This window comes from Roseateles sp. SL47, from assembly GCF_026625885.1.
Taxonomy (GTDB): domain Bacteria; phylum Pseudomonadota; class Gammaproteobacteria; order Burkholderiales; family Burkholderiaceae_C; genus Roseateles.
In genome coordinates, this window is the sequence record NZ_CP113068.1 from 3338459 (window position 1) to 3357080 (window position 18622).

The following is an 18622-nucleotide window of genomic DNA, read 5'->3' on the forward strand; positions in this document are numbered from 1 at the left end:
CCCCCCCAATTCAGAGGGCTGATCGCCCCACGGCGGCCGAGTTTCGCCCGCTAGAGTCGGCGTCGGGAGCGGCAGGCCAAGACACGTTCCCGGCAGCGCAGGGGGCGGGCAGTGGAACTCATCGAACGACAGCATTTCCTCGGGGCACCGGATTTCCGCGTGGGGGCGCCGGTCATCAACTTCGTTTTGCCTTGCTACAACGAAGAAGCCGTGTTGCCCGAAACCGCCCGGCGGATGGAGCGGCTGCTGGAGGAACTGGAAGCGCAGGAGCTGATTTCGTCTGCCAGTTCGGTCTACTTCGTGGACGATGGCAGCCGGGACAAGACCTGGTCGCTGATCGAAACACTGTCCAACCGATCGCCGCGCTTTTGCGGGATCAAGCTCAGCCGCAATCGCGGCCACCAGAATGCCTTGCTGTGCGGGCTGATGAGCATCCATGGAGACGCCATCATCAGCCTGGATGCGGACCTGCAGGACGACCTCGGCATCATCGCGGACATGGTGCGGGCTTTCCGTGCGGGCCATGAGGTGGTTTATGCGGTGCGCCGGCGTCGGGACACGGACACCTTCTTCAAGCGGGTCACCGCCGAGGGCTACTACCGCATCCTCGCCGCCATGGGCGTGAAGCTGGTCTTCAACCATGCGGACTACCGCCTGATGGGCCGGCGCCCGCTGGAGGCGCTGCGGGGCTACCGCGAACCGCATCTGTTCCTGCGCGGCCTGGTGCCGCTGCTGGGCTACCGCAGCACCACCGTGGAGTTCGACCGGGCGGAGCGCTTTGCCGGGGAATCGAAATATCCGCTGGGCAAGATGCTGGCGCTGGCCTGGCAGGGCATCAGCTCGTTCACGCCGTATCCCTTGCGGCTGATCACCGGCGCTGGGGTGTTGGTGTCGCTGGTGAGCCTCAGCATGGCGCTTTGGGCGCTGGGCTTGCGGATCCTGACGGAGGATGCCTTGCCCGGTTGGGCCTCCACCGTCATCCCGATGTATTTCCTCGGCGGCATTCAGTTGCTGGGGCTGGGTGTGATCGGTGAGTACCTGGCCAAGGTGTTTGAGTCGGGCAAACACCGGCCGCGTTATCAGGTGGAGAGCATCTGCGGCGAGTGGAGGGGCCCTTGAACGCGGTGCCTGGGCCGGTGCCTGGACCGGTGGATAGCGCCGGGCAGGCCCCGGTGAGTGCCTCGACGGCTGCCACCGCTGCCGCCCCCGCAAACGCTGCAAACGCTGCAAACGCTGCAAACGCCGCAAACGCTTCCGCCCCTGGAAACGCCGCCAACGCCGCCAACGCCGCCAACGCCGCCAAGACCGCCAAGACCGCCAGCCGGGATGCCCCCCGCTTGCGGCAGCGCTGGTGGTGGCACGCGCCCGCCTGGTTGCTGGGCCTGTGCGTGGGCCTGGGCTATTTCCTCAGCAGCCCGCGCACGGGGGACTTCTGGTGGTTTGACGCGTCGCGCCACGCCATGAACAGCGTGTTCGTCCACGATTTCTTCGCCCAGGGCGGATGGAAAGATCCGATCCGGTCCGCCAAGGCCTATTACGACCAGTACCCCGGCATCAACATCGGCTTCTATCCGCCGTTTCTCTATCTGGTGACCGCGCCATGGCTCGCGGTATTCGGCGTGAGCCATGCCGTGTGCCAGGCGGTGGTGTCCGCCTTTGCGGCGCTGACGGCCATGGCCGGTTATGCCTGGACCCGACCCGTGCTGGGCCGCTGGGCTGCTTGCGCCGCCGGGGCCATGCTGGTGCTGGCCCCGGAGATGGCCTTGTGGGGGCGACAGGTGCAGCTGGATGTACCGGCGGTGGCGCTGCTGTTGTGGGGTAGTTGGGCGCTGGTGGTGTGGTTGGAAGGGGCGCGGCGGGTAGGCGTCGGGCGGGTAGGCGTCGAGCGGGCAGGGGGCGGACGGGAAGCGGGCGGACCAGAGGCGGGCGGGCTCGACAGTGGGCGGCCGGTGGGGCTGGGGCCGCAGGGTCCCGGTTCGCGTTGGTTGCTGCTGGCTGCCGTGCTGCTGGGCTGCGCCATGCTGACGCGGGTGCAGACCGTGTTTGCATGGCCGCTATGGCTGGCTGTGGTGTTTGTGCATCCGGTGGGCAGGGCGCAGCCCTGGCGGCCGCGCCTGTGGGCGACGGCGCTCTATGGGCTGCTGTCGCTGCCCTCGGTTGCGTCGGCGGTTTACTTCGCCAAGGTGATGGGGAGTCTTGCAGGCCAGATGCCGGACATGCCGCCATTGGCCTCTTGGGCCAACTGGGCTTGGTATGCCTCCCGCTTCGGGGAGCAGCTTGGGGCCATGGGGCTGTCCGTATTGCTGCTGGGCCTGCTGTTGATGGTGATGGCACTCGTTCGGTCCCTGCGGCGGTTCCGACGGCCCACGGCCGTGCTGCTGCTCATGCATGGGAGGGCTGGGTGGGCGCTGGCCCTGGGCCTGGCGGCCTGGCTGTTCTTCACCGTGGTGTCCAACAAGGAGCCGAGATTCGGTCTGCCGATATTGCCGTTTGTGATGCTGGCAGCCCTGCTGGTCATTGGCCGCTGGCCGCAGCTGTGGCGCATGGGCGCGGCGCCTACGCCGGCATCTGCCGCCTCGGTGGTGTCTGTCCTGGTGCTCTTCGCCGGCATGTTGATCGAGGCGCACGTGAGTCATCGCTGGACGGACGTCCCCCGTGTGACCGGCCATCGCGAGGCTGCCTTGGTGGCGGCCCGCCTGGCACCTTCGAACGCCCGGGTGATGATCTCCGCGCACCGGGATGGCAACTTCATCTTCTCCCTCCGGGCCGAAGGCCAGCGGCCCGACCTCGCCGTGCGCCGCGCCGACAAGTGGCTGGTGGACATCACCATCATGCGTCAGCTGGGCATTCGGGACCGCGGGCTGACCGAGGACGACATCCGCGCACTGCTCGACCGCGAACACGTGGCGGTGGTGGTGGCGCAAACCGGCTATCTGGGCGATCAGCCCTCGATGCAGGCGCTGGAACGCTTGCTGGCGTCGGGCTGCTGCTTCGTACTGCGCCAGACCGTGCCCATCCTCGGCCAGCACCGGCCCGACGAGACCGAGCTGCGTGTGTACAGTCGCCGCTGAGTCGGTGGATGGTGGGGAGGCCCGGTTGGGCACCGGTTGGGATGGCGCCCACAGAGCGCCTCAGGCCTGGCTTTTGTGTCGAATCCGACAAGATTGGCTGCTCATTTGTCTGCATCTCTCCTGGGCGGCTGGGGCCGCCAACAGTCTTCGAGTGTTTTCACCTTTCTTTACGGCGGCCCCATGGCCAAATTACCTGCGCCGTCGAGGATTGCGTCATTCACACAGGAGATGTCAACAATGATCAAGCGTTTCTCCCGTCCCCTCCAGGCACTGAGCGTGGCGGCGGTGATGAGTCTGGCCGCCGTGGGCGTACAAAGCGTTCAAGCCCAGGCGCGTCCCGATGCCCCCCCGGCCCAAGGGAAGGACCAAGGCCCCGGCCGTGGTGAGCGTATGCAGCCCGGCCCGGGTTTCGGCCCCGGCATGCCCGGCGGCCCCGGCCCGATGTTCCTGGATGGCCGGATTCTGAAAGATGTCGGAGCCTCCGAGGCTCAACGCAAGCAGATCCGCGACATCTTCGAAGCGGCCCACAAGGACCTCAAGGCCCAGCACGAAGGCGGCCGTCAGCTGCACGACCAACTGGAAGCCCTGATGACCGCCCCGACCGTCGATGCGGCCGCTGTGGAGCAACTGCGCCAGCAGATGACGGCCCAGCATGAGGCGGCTTCCAAGCGCATCAGCCAGGCCATGGTGGACGCAGCCAAGGTGCTGACCGCCGAGCAGCGCGCCAAGCTGGCCGTGGAGCTGAAGAAGCACAAAGCCCGCATGGAAAAGCGCATGGAACACCTGCGCGAGCAGGGTGGCCGTGGGGGTCCGCGCGGTGGCGATGGTCCGCATGGCGACCACGATATGGATCCCCCGCCCCCGCCCAAGGGCTAAAGACTGACGGAGCCGGATATGCTTCAGACTTTTGATGATTCCGCAGCACGTGTCCAGGCCGAACAAGCGGCCCGGCAGGCGGCTGTGGCGCAACGCCCCATGAATCCACGACTGCTGTTGATCGACGACGACGCGCGCCTCACGGCCATGCTGGGCGACTACCTGAGCAGTGCCGGCTTCGACGTTAGTTTTGCCGGCTCCTTGGCGCAGGGTCGGACCGAGCTGGAAGCAGGCCAGTACGAACTCCTCGTGCTGGACCTGATGCTTCCGGATGGCGACGGTCTCGAGTTCTGCCGCCAACTGCGCAGCGACAAACGCTGGCGCCGCCTGCCGGTGCTGATGTTGTCGGCCCGCGGGGAACCGATGGACCGCATCCTCGGCCTTGAGCTGGGTGCGGACGACTACCTGGCCAAACCTTTCGAGCCGCGTGAGCTGCAGGCCCGTGTGAAGGCGCTGCTGCGCCGCACCGAGCCGCAGGCCCTGGGCGACGAGGTGCTGCGCTTCGGGCGTCTGGAAATTGACCTGGCTGCCCGCCAGGTGCGCCTGGACGGCAACGCCTGCGACCTCACCAGCCATCAGTTCGACCTGCTGGTGGTGCTGGCGCAAAGCCCGGGCCGGGTGTTGTCCCGCGACCAGATCATGGACGCGCTCAAGGGCCATCCGCTGGAAGCCTTCGACCGCTCCATCGATGTGCACATCTCGCGCATCCGTTCGGTGATTGAAGACGACGCCAAGAATCCGCGCCGGGTGCTCACCGTGCGTGGCGCCGGTTATGTCTTTGCACGCAAGCAGGACGCCGAAGGCCTGGAGTGAAATCGCTTTATCTGCGGATCTACATCACCGTGGTGGTGGTGTTGCTCGCATTCGCGCTGGGTTCGGCCTGGTTGTTCCAGGGCCGGATCGAGCAGGAGCGAGGGACTTTTGAACAAGCCGCTTCTGAGCGGCTTGTGGCCATGGCGGTGCTGGTTCAGCGCGCCTTGCCGCCGGCCTCCGCGCCGACGCATGAACAGGCGGACGCCATCGAAGATTGGGGCCAGCGCCTGCGCATGGCCCTGGCGCTGGAAGATGCCAAGGGCCGGCGCGTCGGCGCCTCGCCGCTGTTCGAGCGGCGCGAGGACCTGCCGGGCTCGCGGGTGCAGCGCATTCCGCTGGACGATGGGCGACACCTGCTGTTCCTGAGAATCGCCCGTCCGCCGGGAACATCGGGCCCCTTGCCGGGGCCTGGGCCGTTCCAGCCGGAGCAGGGCTCCAGTGGATCGCAGCCGGGCGGCCAGCCCGTTCGGGAGGGTGGAGATCGCCCGGAACGTGGAGATCGCCCGGAACGTGGCGACGGATTCAGCGCCCCGGGCACCGGGCCGCAGGACAAGGACCGCAGGGGTCCGCAGGACAGCGCCTCGGCGCCGGACGAAGGCGCCTCGCGGCCGCAACGTGTGGCCCTGCCGGAGGTGGAAGTCACCCGGCAGCGCATGATGGAGCGGCTGGAGCAGGAGCGCCGGGCGGAAAACGTTGGCTCCTGGTTCCCTGCCTGGATGCCTCGTCCGAGTGGTGAAGCCCTGGCCTCGCTGCTGGTGGTGTTGTTCATGGCTGTGGCGGGCGGTGCGTATCCGGTGGTTCGCCGCCTGACGCGGCGCCTGGAGACGCTCAAGTCGGGTGTGGAGCAATTTGGCGGAGGCGATCTGGCCTTTCGGGTGCAGGACCACGGCAAGGATGAAATTGCCGCCGTGGCCGGCAGCTTCAACCGGGCGGCGGAGAAAATCCAGACCTTGGTCAGTTCCCACAAGAGCCTGCTGGCCAATGCCAGCCATGAACTGCGCTCGCCGCTGGCCCGCTTGAAGATGGCATTTGCCATGCTGGATGAGGCCTCTCCGCCGCAGCGGTTCCGTCTGCAGCAGGAGATCAACACCAACATCGCGGAGCTGGATGCCCTGGTGGAGGAAGTGCTGCTGGCCAGCCGGCTGGAAGGCGGGGCGCAGAGCCTGCGGCTGGAACCGGTGGATCTGCTGGGCATTTCCGCCGAGGAAGCCGCACGCACCGGCGCTGAGGTGGAAGCCGAAGCCGGCCTGGAGCAATTGCAGTTGCGCGGTGATGACCGGCTGCTGCGCCGTGCACTGCGCAATCTGCTGGAAAACGCTCGCCGTTATGGTGGGCCGCAAGTGGAAGTGAAGCTGCGTCGTGCCGGGCAGGACCACGTCGAAGTGCAGGTGTGTGATCGGGGCCCCGGCGTGCCGGAAGCCATGCGGGAACGCATCTTCGAGGCGTTCTACCGGCTGCCTGGCCATGCCGAGGTGTCCGGCGGTGTGGGCCTGGGCCTGAATCTGGTCAAGCAGATTGCCGCCGCCCACAGTGGCACGGTGCGTTGCGAGGCGCGAGAGGGTGGGGGCAGCTGCTTTGTGATCAGTCTGCCGCTGCTGCAACCGGACGCGCTCTGAACCGTCGGGTTGGCGACCTGACCTGGGGCCGCCGTGTCGCGGACCCAGGTCCTTTGTTCAGTCCTTGAGCTGGGTGCGATGCACCCATGCCAGCAAGGCACTCAGGCCGATCGACGCTGTCACCAGCCCGGCCGAGGCCGCACTCCAGAAACCCATGGCGCCCTGCATGAAGGTGGGAAGCGCCACCGCATGCTCACCGAAGGCCAGCCAGTAGCCACCGCCCAGCCCCAGGCCCCAGATGGCCAAGGCGTAGATCACCATGGGGGCGGTGGCAATGTGATGAGCGCGCAGCACGAATGCGGACACCGTCTGCCCTGCGTCGGCCACGTGGAAGATCCACACCCAGCCCAGCAGCGGGAGGGCGGCGGCAATGATCGCGGCATCCCGCGTGTAAAGCCCCAGCACCTGCTCCCGCAGGGAGAAGACCACCGCTCCCATCAGGAAGGCGATGCCGACGGCCAGCTCCAGCCCGTGCCACCCCAGACGGCGGGCATGGGGCATGTCTCGTGCGCCCAGGGCCTGAGCCACCAGCGTGCTGCTGGCATTGGCCAGCGCCAGCGGCAGCATGAACATCATCGCCACCAGGTTGGCGGCGAGTTGATGGCCCGCCACCGCTGTGCTGCCGATGCGGGCAATAAAAATCGCCATGAAGGTGAAACCGGTCACCTCGATCAGCACCGACGCGCCCATGGGCACACCCAGCTTGAGCAGACGCCAGAGCGTGGCCGCGCGCGGCCGATGCAGGCCCCCGCGGGAGAAGCCGAACCCCTCATAGAAGCGGTCGCGCCGCAGCACCCCCACGGCCACCAGCAACTGGCTCCACATCACCACCGCCGTGGCCACCGCACAACCCACGGCGCCCAGGGCAGGGACCGTCACCGGCCCCAGGCTGAAGCCGCCGATGAGCAAGGCGCTGGCCGGGAACTTGAGCAGCAGCCCACCGATCTGCAGGGCCATCACCGCCTTGGGCCTGGACACCGCCGTGTTGAAACCTCGGTAGGCAGTGAAGAGCAGGGCGGCCGGCAAGGCAATGCCCAGCGTACGAAGATAAGCGGTGACCTTGGCCGCGACCTCCGGGCTGGCGTGTGAAATTGCCAGGAACGGTTGTGGGAACCAGAGGATCAACTCGCCAATCACTGCCAGCATCAGCGCCAGCCACGCGGCCTGATGCAGGCTGTCGCCGGCTTCGGTCATGCGCCGGGCACCGAAGAGCTGGCCCGCCACTGGCGAGATGGCCAGCACCACCCCCATCAAACCCACAAACACCGAGGTGTAGACGGCCGACCCCACCGCCAGCGCCGCCAGGTCCAGTGCGGAATGGCGGGCCACCAGCAGGGTGTCGATGGTGGAATAGGCCAGCACCGCCAACTGGCCGATAAAGGCCGGCCAGGCCAGCGGCAGAATCTGGCGGAAGCTCTGCAGGCGACGGCTCAAGACGACTCCAGGGGGCCGTCGTGGGGGGGCGCAGAAGCGGGCGTGTCCGCTGCGGGTGTTGGGCTGCGCTGCCGCTGCGGCCGGGTGGCGGCATCTGCCGCTGCCTGCAGCCGCGCCTCGATGGCACGTTCCGCATAACGGTTGAAGCGCCAAGCCGTGCCTTCCAGCGTGATGCGACGCCAGGTGGCGCGTTTTTCACCGGGTGTCAGCACCGGCCAGTTCTGCACCTCGTCAAAGGTGCGGCCACAGCCCTTGCACAGTTCATCGCCCTGGCTGGTGGAGCAGATGGCAATGCATGGCGCGTCCGGCGTGGTGTCATACCACGCCAGCCAGGCGCCGTGGGCAGCCGGGGGCATGGAGTCTTCATCACACAGTGTTTCATGGTGATAGACCATGAGCGCATAGACCTCCGCCAGCGCACGCAGCTCGGGGCACAGGCCGATGCCGTCGCCGGGTTCGCGGGCGCGCCACCAGTTGATGGCGGATTCGATGTCAGTGATGTGGAGGCCAGCCATGGGGGTACTGCAAAAGAGGGAACTGCGATTGTGAAGGGCGGGGACGATGGATGTCGCTCGTTGCGATGGGGGCCCTCCCTGGAGGGGGCATCAGTAGGCCAGGCCAATCGCGGCGCGGACCTCTCGAAGCGTCTTGCGGGCCACCGCCCGTGCACGCTCGGTGCCCACTTCGACGATCCAGTGGACTTTTTTCGGGTCCGCCAGCAGTTCTTCTGCCCGGGCGCGCCAGGGGGCCTGTTCCCGCTGGATGGCTTCGATCAGGGGCTGCTTGCAATCCAGGCAGCCGATGCCGGCGCTGCGGCAACCCTCGGCGGCCCATTGGCGGGTGGCGTCGTCGCTGTAGACCTGATGCAGCGGCCAGACCGGGCAGCGGTCGGGGTCGCCCGGGTCATTGCGGCGCACCCGCTGCGGGTCGGTGGGCATCTGGCGGATCTTCTGCGCCACCACGTCCGGCGCATCACGCATGGCGATGGCATTGCCGTAGGTTTTGCTCATCTTGCGGCCGTCCAGCCCCGGCAGCCGGGAGGTGTCGCTCAGCAAGGCCTGTGGTTCCGGCAGCAACGGCGCATACAGGTGGTTGAAGCGGCGTGCCACTTCACGCGTCACTTCCACGTGGGCAGACTGGTCTTCCCCCACCGGAACAAACGCGGCCTTGTAGATCAGGATGTCGGCCGCCTGCAGCAGCGGATAACCGAGGAAACCGAAGGTGGCCAGCTCGCGGTTCTCGGCCACCGTGTCCTTGTAGCTGGGCATGCGCTCCAGCCAGCTGGAGGGCGTGCTCATCGCCAGCAGCGTGAACAGCTCGGCATGTTCCGGCATGCGGCTCTGGATGAAGAGCGTGGCCTTTTCCGGGTCCACCCCTGCCGCCAGCCAGTCCACCACCATGTCGTACACGCTCTGCTCCAGACCCTCGCGGTGCTGGTAGTGGGTGGTGAGCGCATGCCAGTCCGCCACGAAGAAAAAGCAGTCGTGGCTGGCCTGCAGCTTCACCCAGCTCTTGAGCGCACCGTGGTAATGACCCAGATGCAGCGCGCCGGTTGGGCGCATGCCGGACAGTACGCGGGGCCGGGCGCCGGGGGGCGTGGCCGCTGAAGGGGCAACTGAAGCAAGGGCCGGCGTGTCGGCGGCGGGGCCGGCGGCGCTGGTGGGGAGGGGGGTGTTGTGATTCATGGGCGGGGGCCGGATTGTAGGCAGGCCGGTGGTGGGGCGCTGTGCCGGGCTGATTGTCGGGGTGGCGCGCCGCTACACTGCCGCCCCATGAAGAACATTGTGATCCTGATCTCCGGCCGTGGCTCCAACATGGAGGCCATCGTCAAGGCATGCGCGGCCGAGCAGTGGCCCGCCCGCATTGCTGCGGTGATCAGCAACCGTCCGGATGCCGGCGGCCTGGCTTTTGCCCAGTCGCATGGCATTGCCACCGCCGTGGTGGACCACAAGGCCTTTGGCCGGGGCGACGAAGCCCGCATGGCCTTTGATGCAGAACTGAAACGCGTCATTGATGGCTTCTCGCCCGATCTGGTGGTGCTGGCCGGCTTCATGCGCATCCTCACGGCCGGTTTCACCAGCCATTACGAAGGCCGCATGCTCAATATCCATCCGTCGCTGCTGCCGGCCTTCACCGGGCTGCATACCCATCAGCGGGCGATCGAGTCCGGCTGTCGTGTGGCCGGTGCCACCGTGCATTTTGTGACCGCCGAGCTGGACCATGGCCCCATCGTGGCGCAGGCCGTGGTGCCGGTCCTGGATGGTGACGATGAATCCGCGCTGGCCGCACGGGTGCTGCAGCAGGAACATCGCATGTATCCCAGCGCCGTACGCTGGTTTGTGGAGGGGGCGCTGGAAATCCAGGGCGCGGCGGTGCGGCATCGCGGCGGTGTGCCGCAGATGTTCAGCTGATCAGCCCAGCAGGCTGGCCAGCAGGTTGATGGTCAGCGCCAGCACCACGGTGTTGAAAGCGAAGGACAAAACCGCCTGCACCAGCACCAGCCGCCGGATGTGCCGGGCGCTCACCATCACATCCGACGTCTGGGATGTGGCGGCCAGCGTCACCGAAAAATACAGAAAGTCGGTGTAATCCGGCTGTCCGTCGTCCCCGGGAAACTCCAGCCCGTGAGGTGCCTGGGGGCCGCTGTGGAAGAGGCTGGCATAGGCCAGCGCAAATTCCACCGGCAGCAGCAGCCAGGAACTCGTCACCGTGCCCAGGGCCACCAGCAGATGGGGCCAGCCGTGGCTCACCCCGAGTTGCCGCACCTGGGCCAGTTCCAGCGCCAACGCCGCCAGGCTGAGCAGAGCCCCCACCATGGCCAGGCCCAGGACGGTGGGCATGCCCTCGGCAATTGCCTTGGCCTGCGCCTGCACCGCATCCACGGGCGCACGCAGCATCATCGCCAGCACCAGCACCAGGTAGACCCAGACGCCGCTGCTCCAGCCGATCAGCACCTGCGTGGACCAGGGCAGGTCCTCTGCCCAGGGCAGGACGGTGGCGAGCACGGCCCCCAGAACGGCCCCAATCAGGAGTCGTGGGCGCTGACGAAGCTGATGGAGCAGGGGCATGGTCCGCCGTCAGTCCCCGATGCGCACAAAACGCTGTACGGTCTGACCGTCCACCTCCAGCGTGCCGAAGAACATGGCATGCGGGCGCACCCAGAGGCCCGAGCTGTTGTAGAGCGGGGCATACACCACCAACGCTTCCAGCGTTTCGCTGTGGCGGGCCACCCCGTGGACCTGGTAGTGCCCGCCCTTGTAATGACGGTAGCGGCCGGCGGGCGTGACAGGGAGCGCAGGCAGCGGATGCGGGTCTTGGTCGCTCATCGTGGGGCTGGGGTCGGGAGACTGAGATAATTTGGGAATGCATCCTAATGCCCTCCTCGAACTTTGCGCCGAACTTGTCGACAGCCTGATGCTGTTCGACTCGCCGGCAGATACCCTGGTTTCCGCGTTTTTCCGCCAGCACAAGGCCCTGGGCCAGCGCGAACGCCACACCCTGGCGGAAACCGCCTATGGCGTGCTGCGCCACCGCCTGCTGTTCCAGCATCTGGCCCAGTCGGGCCGTGGGCCGATGTCGCGCCGGCTGGCCATCCTGGGCTGGGAGGGCAATGAAGCCTTCCTGCGCGGCGCGCTGACGGACCAGGAGCAGCACTGGCTGCAGCAGGTCCGGTCGGTAGACCGCAAGCAATTGCCCGAGCGCCTGCGCCACAACCTGCCGGACTGGCTGGTCGAGCCGCTGCAAAAGCGGCTGGACAAGGACCAGTTCTGGGCCCTGGCGGACGCGCTCAACGAATCCGCCCCGCTGGACCTGCGGGTCAACCTGCTCAAGGCCCGCCGGGAAGAGGTGCAGGCGGCGCTGGAGGCCAAGGGCTTCAAGTCCACGCCCACTCCGTTCTCCCCCTGGGGCCTGCGGCTGGAAGGCAAGCCGGCGCTGCAGAAGCTGGAGGTGTTCACCAGCGGTCAGGTGGAAGTCCAGGACGAAGGCAGCCAGTTGCTCTCCCTGCTGACCGAAGCCAAGCGCGGCGAGATGGTGGTGGATTTCTGTGCGGGTGCGGGCGGCAAGACCCTGGCCCTGGGCGCCGCCATGCGCAACACCGGCCGTCTTTATGCATTTGATGTGTCCGGCCACCGCCTGGACAAGCTCAAGCCGCGCCTGGCGCGCAGCGGCCTGTCCAACGTCTACCCGGTCCAGCTCACCACCGAGCGGGACGACCGCGTCAAGCGCCTGGCCGGCAAGGTGGACCGGGTGCTGGTGGACGCGCCCTGTTCCGGCCTGGGCACGCTGCGGCGCAACCCCGACCTGAAATGGCGCCAGACGCCGCAGGGCATCCAGGAGCTGCAGGCCAAGCAGTTGGCCATCCTGAACAGCGCTTCCCGCATGCTCAAGTCGGGCGGGCGGCTGGTCTATGCCACCTGCAGCCTGCTGGAGGAGGAAAATGAAGCGGTGGCGAAAGCATTTTCCGAAGCTCATCCGGAATTCACCCTGCAGCCGGTGCCTGACATCCTCCGCCATGCCCAGGTGCCCGAAGACCGCGTCGACGCCCTGTGCGAGAACGGTTTCCTGCGGCTGTGGCCGCATCGTCACCAGAGTGACGGCTTTTTTGCGGCCGTCTGGACCCGCCAATAAACGAGACTTTTTGACGATTTGGTCAAATCCGGTCCCGTGGAGGGATGTACGCCTATCGAAGTCAACAAAGACCGGCGTTAATTGGGTTTGATCAAAGACCGAATCTAGGGAGGCTCGCCTACAATGAGGCTTCCTGTGGACAACTAGCTCTTGATGAGCAGGGTTAGGACCGAATGAACGTATTGATGAATGTGCATGACGCCCTCGTGAACTGGCTGGCTTATGGCCTGCTGGACGCGAGCTGGTGGCAGATCCTGGCTTACACGCTGGTCGTGACCCACATCACGATCGCCGCCGTCACGATCTTTCTGCACCGTGCCCAGGCGCACCGCGCACTGGACCTGGGCCCCATCCCGTCGCACTTCTTCCGTTTCTGGCTCTGGATGACCACCGGCATGGTCACGCGTGAGTGGGTGGCCATCCACCGCAAGCACCACGCCAAGTGCGAAACCGAAGAAGATCCGCACAGCCCCATCACCCGTGGCATCAAAACGGTGATGACCCGTGGTGCCGAGCTCTATCGCTCGGAAGCCAAGAACGAAGAAACCATCAAGAAGTTCAGCCACGGCGTGCCGGACGACTGGATGGAGCGCAACGTCTACACCCGCCACTCGGTGCTGGGCGTGGCCTCGATGATGATCATCAACCTGGCGCTGTTCGGCATCATCGGCATGTCCATCTGGGCCATCCAGATGGCGTGGATCCCGTTCTGGGCCGCAGGTGTCATCAACGGTGCGGGCCACTACTGGGGTTATCGCAACTTCGAGGCACAGGATGCCTCCACCAACGTCTCGCCCTGGGGCCTGATCATCGGTGGTGAAGAGCTGCACAACAACCACCACACCTACCCCACGTCGGCCAAGTTCTCGGTCAAGCCCTTCGAATTCGACATCGGCTGGGGTTACATCCGTGCCATGGAAATGATCGGCTGGGCCAAGGTCCGCAAGACGGCCCCGCAGATGCGAACCGGTGAACTGAAGGCCGTGGCCGACAAGGACACCCTGGAAGCCATCATTGCCAACCGCTATGAAGTCATGGCGCGTTATGCCCGTGAACTGCGCGGCGCCTGCAAGGAAGAGCTGCGCAAGCTCAAGGCTGCCGGCGAACAGCACAGCGTGAAGTTCCATCAGTTCAAGCTGGCCACCCGGTGGCTGCACCGTGACGCCGAAAAGATCCCGACCGCCTATCAGGCGCAGATCGACGGCGCCCGCGCGGCCAGCCCGGTGCTGGACAAGCTGGTCACCATGCGTGAAGAGCTGCGTCAGCTATGGACGCGTACCAATGTCTCCGCCGAGCAGCTGGTGCACGACCTGCAAGCCTGGTGCCGCAAGGCGGAAGAAAGCGGCATCGCTGAACTGCGCGCTTTTGCACTGAGCCTGCGTACCGTGCGAGTGTGAACATGCGGGTCTGAGCTTCCTTCAGCTCCCTCCCCCTGAAAGGGCACCTGAGACAGGTGCCCTTTTTTTTTCTGAGCTCCTTGGCGTCCCTGTGAGGGCAGAGGGCTGCGGAAGTGAATGAGTGATTGACTTGCACAAGGCATGGTTTGCAGCAGTCACGCACCCACGTGCCGTGGATCGATTGCAGGGGTCGGCCAAAAATCCATCGCTTCGACCCAGGACCCACCGGACTTTCGGTGGTGTCGATGAAAGCCATCAATCTAGGAGCCGATGTGGAGTTTGCTTTCACCCTCAAGTACCAACTGTCCAGAGCGGAGGGACACCAGCGGGAGGTTGTGGAGCGCCTGATGGATACCGGATGCGGTGACGCGCTGATCCGAAACAGTCCGCCCGGGCGGTTGTCGCTGGCCTTCCACCGTGCTGCCGAGTCCCCGGACGAAGCGCTGATGAGCGCGCTGAAGGACATTCGATCGTCGCTGCCCGCCGCCCGCCTGATTGAAGCCGGGCCGGACCTGGTCGGCCTGACCGATGTGGCAGAGCTGGTGGGGGTGACGCGCCAGAACATGCGTAAGCTGATGCTGACCCACATGGCCAGCTTTCCGCCTCCCGTGCACGAAGGCAATGCGTCGTCGGTCTGGCATCTCTCCCATGTGCTGGCCTGGATGGCCTCGCGTGGGGGGTATGTGCTGGACCCGTCGGTGGTGGGCATGTCGCGTACGGCCATGCAGGTCAATCTGATCAAGGAACAGCAGCATCTGGACCGTGGTGACGGGGAGGCGGTGCTGAGGGCGCTGGTGCTCTGAGCACCGCGCACGGATGGCATGATGTGGGCCATGGCTTCCCCCGATGTCTCTCCCCCGGCCACTCCTGCCTCCTCTGGCAAAAGGTCGTCCGCTGCAAGGGTTGGCACCAACACTAGCGCCAACACCAACACCAACGCCAACACCAACACCAGCGCCACGGTCGGCGTGATCGTCGGCGTGATCGCTGATGAGAGGGCCGCTCCCACTTTGACCGCGCCCCAGCGGGAACGCCGTGAGGCCAGCCAGCGCGGCATTGACGCCTTTGTGGACGGCCTCTGGATCGAGGAGGGGCTCTCGAAGAATTCCCAGTTGGCCTACCGTCGCGACCTGCAGCTGCTGGCAGATTGGCTGGCCACCCTCGACCGCAGCCTGGACCAGACCACTGAGGTTGATCTGATGGCCTATGCCCAATCGCGTCACACGCAGAGCAAGACCAGTTCGGCCAACCGTCGCCTGTCGGTGTTCAAGCGCTATTTCCGTTGGGCCCTGCGTGAAAACCGCATGCAGGCCGACCCGACACTCAAGCTCACCGCCGCACGAGCTCCGCTACGGGTGCCGCGCACGCTGTCGCAGGAGCAGGTGGAAGCGCTGCTGTCGGCACCCGATGTGGAGACCGCCCAGGGCCTGCGGGACCGCGCCATGCTGGAACTGATGTATGCCAGCGGGCTGCGGGTGACCGAACTCGTCACGCTCAAGAGTGTGCATGTCGGTCTTCGGGAGGCTGTGCTGCGTGTGACTGGCAAGGGCAACAAGGAGCGGCTGGTGCCCTTTGGCGAAGAGGCTCATGCCTGGCTGCTGCGTTATCTGCGCGAGGCCCGGCCCGAACTGCTGAAGACCCAGGCCACCGATGAGCTGTTCCTCACCAAATTCGGCTCCGGCATGGTGCGTGAAACGTTCTGGCGACTGGTCAAGAAATATGCGGTGGTGGCGGGCATCACCAGTCCACTGTCTCCGCACACCCTGCGCCATGCCTTCGCCACCCATCTGCTCAACCATGGCGCCGACCTGCGCGCGGTGCAGCTGTTGCTTGGCCATGCAGATCTGTCCACCACACAGATCTACACCCATGTGGCACGTGAGCGGCTCAAGGTGCTGCACGCCACCCACCATCCCCGAGGCTGAACCGGCGACCGACCCAGGGGCGGGGACAGGCGCGGGGAGCGGTCGGGAGGGCCGCGTCGATGGAGACAGCAAAGCCCAGATGGCACGGCCGAACCCGGATCGAAGCGGCGGCCACCAAGAGCGGTCAGAAACTCGATTCGCGCCATGTATTCCATCCCTACCTCTCAGGCGTTCCCCGCCATGTCTGGCGGTCTGGTGTCCGTCCCTGCAGGCGGTGGTGGAAACCGGAGCAGCGCCGCCCCTTGCAAGTCTCTGCACAGCCCTGCGGTTGATCTGAAGGGCCAGTACGCCCTTCCCCCCGCCGGCCGGGAAGACGCCGCCGTGAGCGGCCATCGCTTCGCCAGTGCCGACCCCAAGCTCCCGCCGCCGCAGCTCATGGCCCTGCCCGGGGCCTCCCATGATGCTGACGCATCCGCCCAGATGCTGCGGTTTCTGTCCTCGCTCCACCAGGAGGGGCGCACCGACCTGGCGGTGATCGACGGCAACGACGCGCCCCAGCAGGACCTGCTCTCCCGTCTCATCGCCTCCGGTGAGCCCACGCAATTCAACAGCGCCGGCACGCAGTGCGCCGCCTGGGTGGAGCAACAAGGGGGTGAACACTGGCTGTGCTTCGACCTTCAAAACAGCCATGGCTTGGATGCCACCCATCGTGTTTGTCTGCACAACATCGACCTGCAGGCGGCGCCCGACAAACTGATGGAGCAGGTGGCCGCCTTGGATCAATCAGCGCGCAAACACCAGGCTGAGGTCGCAGCGGACCCCATGCTTTCAGACACCCGGCATCCAGCTTCCCTCACGCCCCCTGGCGGCGTGGCCCTGGCCTGCAGCGACGGGCGCAGCCTGTCCGGGTCCGCGCTGGTGCTTCTGGACGCACAGCAACGTTTCCGTCGCGTGATGGACGTTGTGAACGGACTGGAATCGGCCCCGCTGGAGCAAGCGCAACGGATGGTCGAAGCCGTCATGGATCCGTTGGTCATTCAGCATCAGAAGCAGTTGCTCCTGCTGCAAGGGCGCGACTGGTTGGGCGCGGAGTTCGGCTCCTTGCCTCAGCAGAAGGTGGATGCCGGGTTGAATGTGCTCAAGGACGCAGTGCGTGCCCAGCTGGACCCCTGGATGGTCACGGTTTCTTCCACGCAAGAGTTGCAGAAGGCGGATACCTCCCAGCCGCAGCTGCCGCCCCCGTTGGCGACCCCGTCTTTGTCTGCATCAACGATCCCCCCGACGACAGCATCAACACCCCCATCCACGTCATCCGTGGCCGCTCCTGCCTCACGACGCCCGGTCCCCCCGCCGCCGGTGCCTCAGCGTCTCGACCCTCAATCCTCCCCCGCTCGCGCGGCCCCAACACCGTCCTCCGCAGGTTCGGTGTCATCCGCACCAGCTCCGTCCAACAAGGCCAAGGACGAGGCCGAGCAGGCCAACGCCCAACCCTCCGCCAAAGCCAATGCCAATGCGGCCGCGAGTCCCCGCCCGGCACGTCCTGCACCGTCATCGGCACCAGCTCCAGCTCCAGCAGCTCCAGCTCCAGCAGCTCCAGCTCCAGCTGCAGCTCCAGCAGCGCCACCCCCAACCGCTCGTCGCCGACCACCGGAGCCACCGGTCGATCCAACCGCTCGTCGCCCACCACCGGAGCCACCGGTCGATCCAACCGCTCGTCGCCGACCACCGGAGCCACCGGTCGATCCAACCGCTCGTCGCCCACCACCGGAGCCACCGGTCGATCGTGCAGCGCAGCGGCCGACTGCAGGCAGTCCACCGCCCACCTCGGCCCTGCGAGGGCCCGCATCGCCCCTTCTCCCTGCCAAGCGGCCGACCGTTCCTCCACCGCCCGTCCCGGTGAAGCCCAGGGATGCTGCCGCCCCACCGGACCCCGCCAGCATTCCTACCGTCCCCACGCTCGCCGAACTGACGGACGCCGGCAACCCCGCCAAGCCGGTGATGTCCACCACAGAGAACGATGTGGCTTTCAACGCACTGGCCGACGCCATCCTGCGCGGCACTCCACTCGACATCGGACAGTTCGGCCGTTCGCTCACCAAGGCCCAGGAGGCGGAGCTTGTGGCCCTCGGCGAGCTGAGTGCACTCGCTGACGCCCTGGAGGAGGGCTCACCGGCGCCTCCCCTCCAGGGGCCGAGCCCATCGCTGAAAGCCTCACTCGCCAACAGCCCGGTCGACACCGACTCCCCTGCGGATCTCCCGCTGCCCACCGAGTTCCCGCCCCCTTACGTCGAAAAACCGCTGACGTTCGACCTCAACGTCAAGAGCGTACTGACCGACAGCGATAAGAGGACGGTCAAGGAGTTCGGCAAGGGGCTGGAGGTGGCCATGGCGAATCCTGAGGTGCTCCATCTAGCCATGGACGACCTGGTGGCTGCCTTCCAAAAGCCCAAGGAGTCCCTCATGAGCCGGTTCGCCCGCTGGATGAGGCCCGAGGCGGCCCGCGCTCAAGCGCTGCAGCTTCAGGGCATGGTCATTGGCCGCCTGACCGCCGGAGTGCTGCGGCTCGCCAATGAATTCATTCCCTCCGATCCAGCGATGGCGTCGCAGAAGTACCGGACCGAACGCGCCCACTTTATCGAGCAGGAACTGGTCAGAATGCTGAAGGAGCGCCTTGCCCGGCTGTCACCCGAAGATCGCACCCAGGTGCTGGGCCAACTGGACGATCCGCGCAGCGGCCCTCTGGCCGCTTGGTTGAACAAGGACCTGCCGGCCGACCGGAAGGAGCTGCAACAGCACCCTGCGGATATTCCAGCGAAACTCGCGGACCACTCCATCTCCAGCCTGATCATGACCCACCAAATTGTGCGGGACGCCCTGAAACGGGTGCGCGCCGAGTAATAGAGCAGGGCGCCGCGAGGCGC

16 protein-coding genes are annotated in these 18622 nt (G+C 66.2%); 11 read left to right on the top strand and 5 right to left on the bottom strand.

Going from position 1 to position 18622, the window contains the following annotated elements; all coding sequences use genetic code 11:
• Nucleotides 1-111 precede the first annotated feature (111 nt).
• The 5 genes from OU995_RS14745 (at nt 112) to OU995_RS14765 (ending at nt 6376) form a co-directional block, all read left to right on the top strand.
• Nucleotides 112-1119 carry a glycosyltransferase family 2 protein gene (locus tag OU995_RS14745; protein WP_267830790.1) on the top strand — a complete coding sequence of 336 codons (1008 nt, stop codon included), beginning with the start codon at nt 112-114 and terminating at the stop codon, nt 1117-1119.
• Nucleotides 1116-3071, top strand: a complete 1956-nt coding sequence (locus OU995_RS14750; protein ID WP_267830791.1) for a glycosyltransferase family 39 protein — start codon at nt 1116-1118, stop codon at nt 3069-3071. The genes OU995_RS14745 and OU995_RS14750 overlap by 4 nt, the downstream gene beginning before the upstream one ends.
• 237 nt (nt 3072-3308) lie before the next feature.
• On the top strand, nt 3309-3947 hold the full coding sequence (locus OU995_RS14755) for a Spy/CpxP family protein refolding chaperone (protein WP_267830792.1): 639 nt from the start codon (nt 3309-3311) through the stop codon (nt 3945-3947).
• A 99-nt stretch (nt 3948-4046) separates the two neighbouring features.
• On the top strand, nt 4047-4760 hold the full coding sequence (locus tag OU995_RS14760) for a response regulator (RefSeq protein WP_267836268.1): 714 nt from the start codon (nt 4047-4049) through the stop codon (nt 4758-4760).
• Nucleotides 4757-6376 carry a HAMP domain-containing sensor histidine kinase gene (locus OU995_RS14765; protein WP_267830793.1) on the top strand — a complete coding sequence of 540 codons (1620 nt, stop codon included), beginning with the start codon at nt 4757-4759 and terminating at the stop codon, nt 6374-6376. The genes OU995_RS14760 and OU995_RS14765 overlap by 4 nt, the downstream gene beginning before the upstream one ends.
• Nucleotides 6377-6433: 57 nt before the next feature.
• On the opposite strand, the gene OU995_RS14770 is transcribed toward OU995_RS14765, so the two are convergent.
• The 3 genes from OU995_RS14770 to trpS all read right to left on the bottom strand — a co-directional run bounded on the left by OU995_RS14770 (nt 6434) and on the right by trpS (nt 9495).
• Entirely contained in the window at nt 6434-7810 is a 1377-nt protein-coding gene (locus OU995_RS14770) for an MATE family efflux transporter (protein WP_267830794.1), read from the bottom strand.
• Complete coding sequence (locus OU995_RS14775; RefSeq protein WP_267830795.1) at nt 7807-8325, bottom strand: DUF3717 domain-containing protein; 519 nt, start codon at nt 8323-8325, stop codon at nt 7807-7809. The genes OU995_RS14770 and OU995_RS14775 overlap by 4 nt, the downstream gene beginning before the upstream one ends.
• Before the next feature lie 90 nt (nt 8326-8415).
• Nucleotides 8416-9495, bottom strand: coding sequence for a tryptophan--tRNA ligase (trpS, locus tag OU995_RS14780; protein ID WP_267830796.1), 1080 nt, complete (start codon nt 9493-9495; stop codon nt 8416-8418).
• 87 nt (nt 9496-9582) lie between these two features.
• Here trpS and purN point away from each other — a divergent pair, with 87 nt between their 5' ends.
• Nucleotides 9583-10221: a phosphoribosylglycinamide formyltransferase gene (gene purN / locus OU995_RS14785; RefSeq protein WP_267830797.1), complete on the top strand. Its 639-nt coding sequence runs from the start codon at nt 9583-9585 to the stop codon at nt 10219-10221.
• Here the strand turns inward: purN and OU995_RS14790 are convergent, their stop codons facing one another.
• On the bottom strand, nt 10222-10878 hold the full coding sequence (locus OU995_RS14790) for a DUF1345 domain-containing protein (protein ID WP_267830798.1): 657 nt from the start codon (nt 10876-10878) through the stop codon (nt 10222-10224).
• Between the two features lie 9 nt (nt 10879-10887).
• Nucleotides 10888-11136 carry a DUF1653 domain-containing protein gene (locus OU995_RS14795; protein WP_267830799.1) on the bottom strand — a complete coding sequence of 83 codons (249 nt, stop codon included), beginning with the start codon at nt 11134-11136 and terminating at the stop codon, nt 10888-10890.
• 37 nt (nt 11137-11173) lie between these two features.
• Between OU995_RS14795 and OU995_RS14800 the strand changes: the two genes are divergently transcribed.
• The 5 genes from OU995_RS14800 (at nt 11174) to OU995_RS14820 (ending at nt 18599) form a co-directional block, all read left to right on the top strand.
• Nucleotides 11174-12439 carry an RsmB/NOP family class I SAM-dependent RNA methyltransferase gene (locus OU995_RS14800; protein WP_267830800.1) on the top strand — a complete coding sequence of 422 codons (1266 nt, stop codon included), beginning with the start codon at nt 11174-11176 and terminating at the stop codon, nt 12437-12439.
• Between the two features lie 173 nt (nt 12440-12612).
• Nucleotides 12613-13836 carry a fatty acid desaturase gene (locus OU995_RS14805; RefSeq protein WP_267830801.1) on the top strand — a complete coding sequence of 408 codons (1224 nt, stop codon included), beginning with the start codon at nt 12613-12615 and terminating at the stop codon, nt 13834-13836.
• Nucleotides 13837-14108: 272 nt separating this feature from the next.
• Nucleotides 14109-14639 (top strand): helix-turn-helix transcriptional regulator, encoded by a 531-nt coding sequence (locus OU995_RS14810; protein ID WP_267836269.1) that lies wholly within the window; start codon nt 14109-14111, stop codon nt 14637-14639.
• Nucleotides 14640-14669: 30 nt separating this feature from the next.
• Nucleotides 14670-15761: a site-specific tyrosine recombinase XerD gene (gene xerD, locus OU995_RS14815; RefSeq protein WP_267830802.1), complete on the top strand. Its 1092-nt coding sequence runs from the start codon at nt 14670-14672 to the stop codon at nt 15759-15761.
• A gap of 144 nt (nt 15762-15905) precedes the next feature.
• On the top strand, nt 15906-18599 hold the full coding sequence (locus tag OU995_RS14820) for a hypothetical protein (protein ID WP_267830803.1): 2694 nt from the start codon (nt 15906-15908) through the stop codon (nt 18597-18599).
• The last annotated feature ends 23 nt before the right edge of the window (nt 18600-18622 follow it).

Coding starts and splice junctions, on each gene's coding strand:
- OU995_RS14755 (WP_267830792.1), top strand. CDS start 3,309: ATGATCAAGCGTTTCTCCCGTCCCCTCCAGGCACTGAGCGTGGCGGCG.
- OU995_RS14760 (WP_267836268.1), top strand. CDS start 4,047: ATGAATCCACGACTGCTGTTGATCGACGACGACGCGCGCCTCACGGCC.
- OU995_RS14775 (WP_267830795.1), bottom strand. CDS start 8,325: ATGGCTGGCCTCCACATCACTGACATCGAATCCGCCATCAACTGGTGG.
- trpS (WP_267830796.1), bottom strand. CDS start 9,495: ATGAATCACAACACCCCCCTCCCCACCAGCGCCGCCGGCCCCGCCGCC.
- purN (WP_267830797.1), top strand. CDS start 9,583: ATGAAGAACATTGTGATCCTGATCTCCGGCCGTGGCTCCAACATGGAG.
- OU995_RS14790 (WP_267830798.1), bottom strand. CDS start 10,878: ATGCCCCTGCTCCATCAGCTTCGTCAGCGCCCACGACTCCTGATTGGG.
- OU995_RS14795 (WP_267830799.1), bottom strand. CDS start 11,136: ATGAGCGACCAAGACCCGCATCCGCTGCCTGCGCTCCCTGTCACGCCC.
- OU995_RS14800 (WP_267830800.1), top strand. CDS start 11,174: ATGCATCCTAATGCCCTCCTCGAACTTTGCGCCGAACTTGTCGACAGC.
- OU995_RS14805 (WP_267830801.1), top strand. CDS start 12,613: ATGAACGTATTGATGAATGTGCATGACGCCCTCGTGAACTGGCTGGCT.
- xerD (WP_267830802.1), top strand. CDS start 14,670: ATGGCTTCCCCCGATGTCTCTCCCCCGGCCACTCCTGCCTCCTCTGGC.
- OU995_RS14820 (WP_267830803.1), top strand. CDS start 15,906: ATGTATTCCATCCCTACCTCTCAGGCGTTCCCCGCCATGTCTGGCGGT.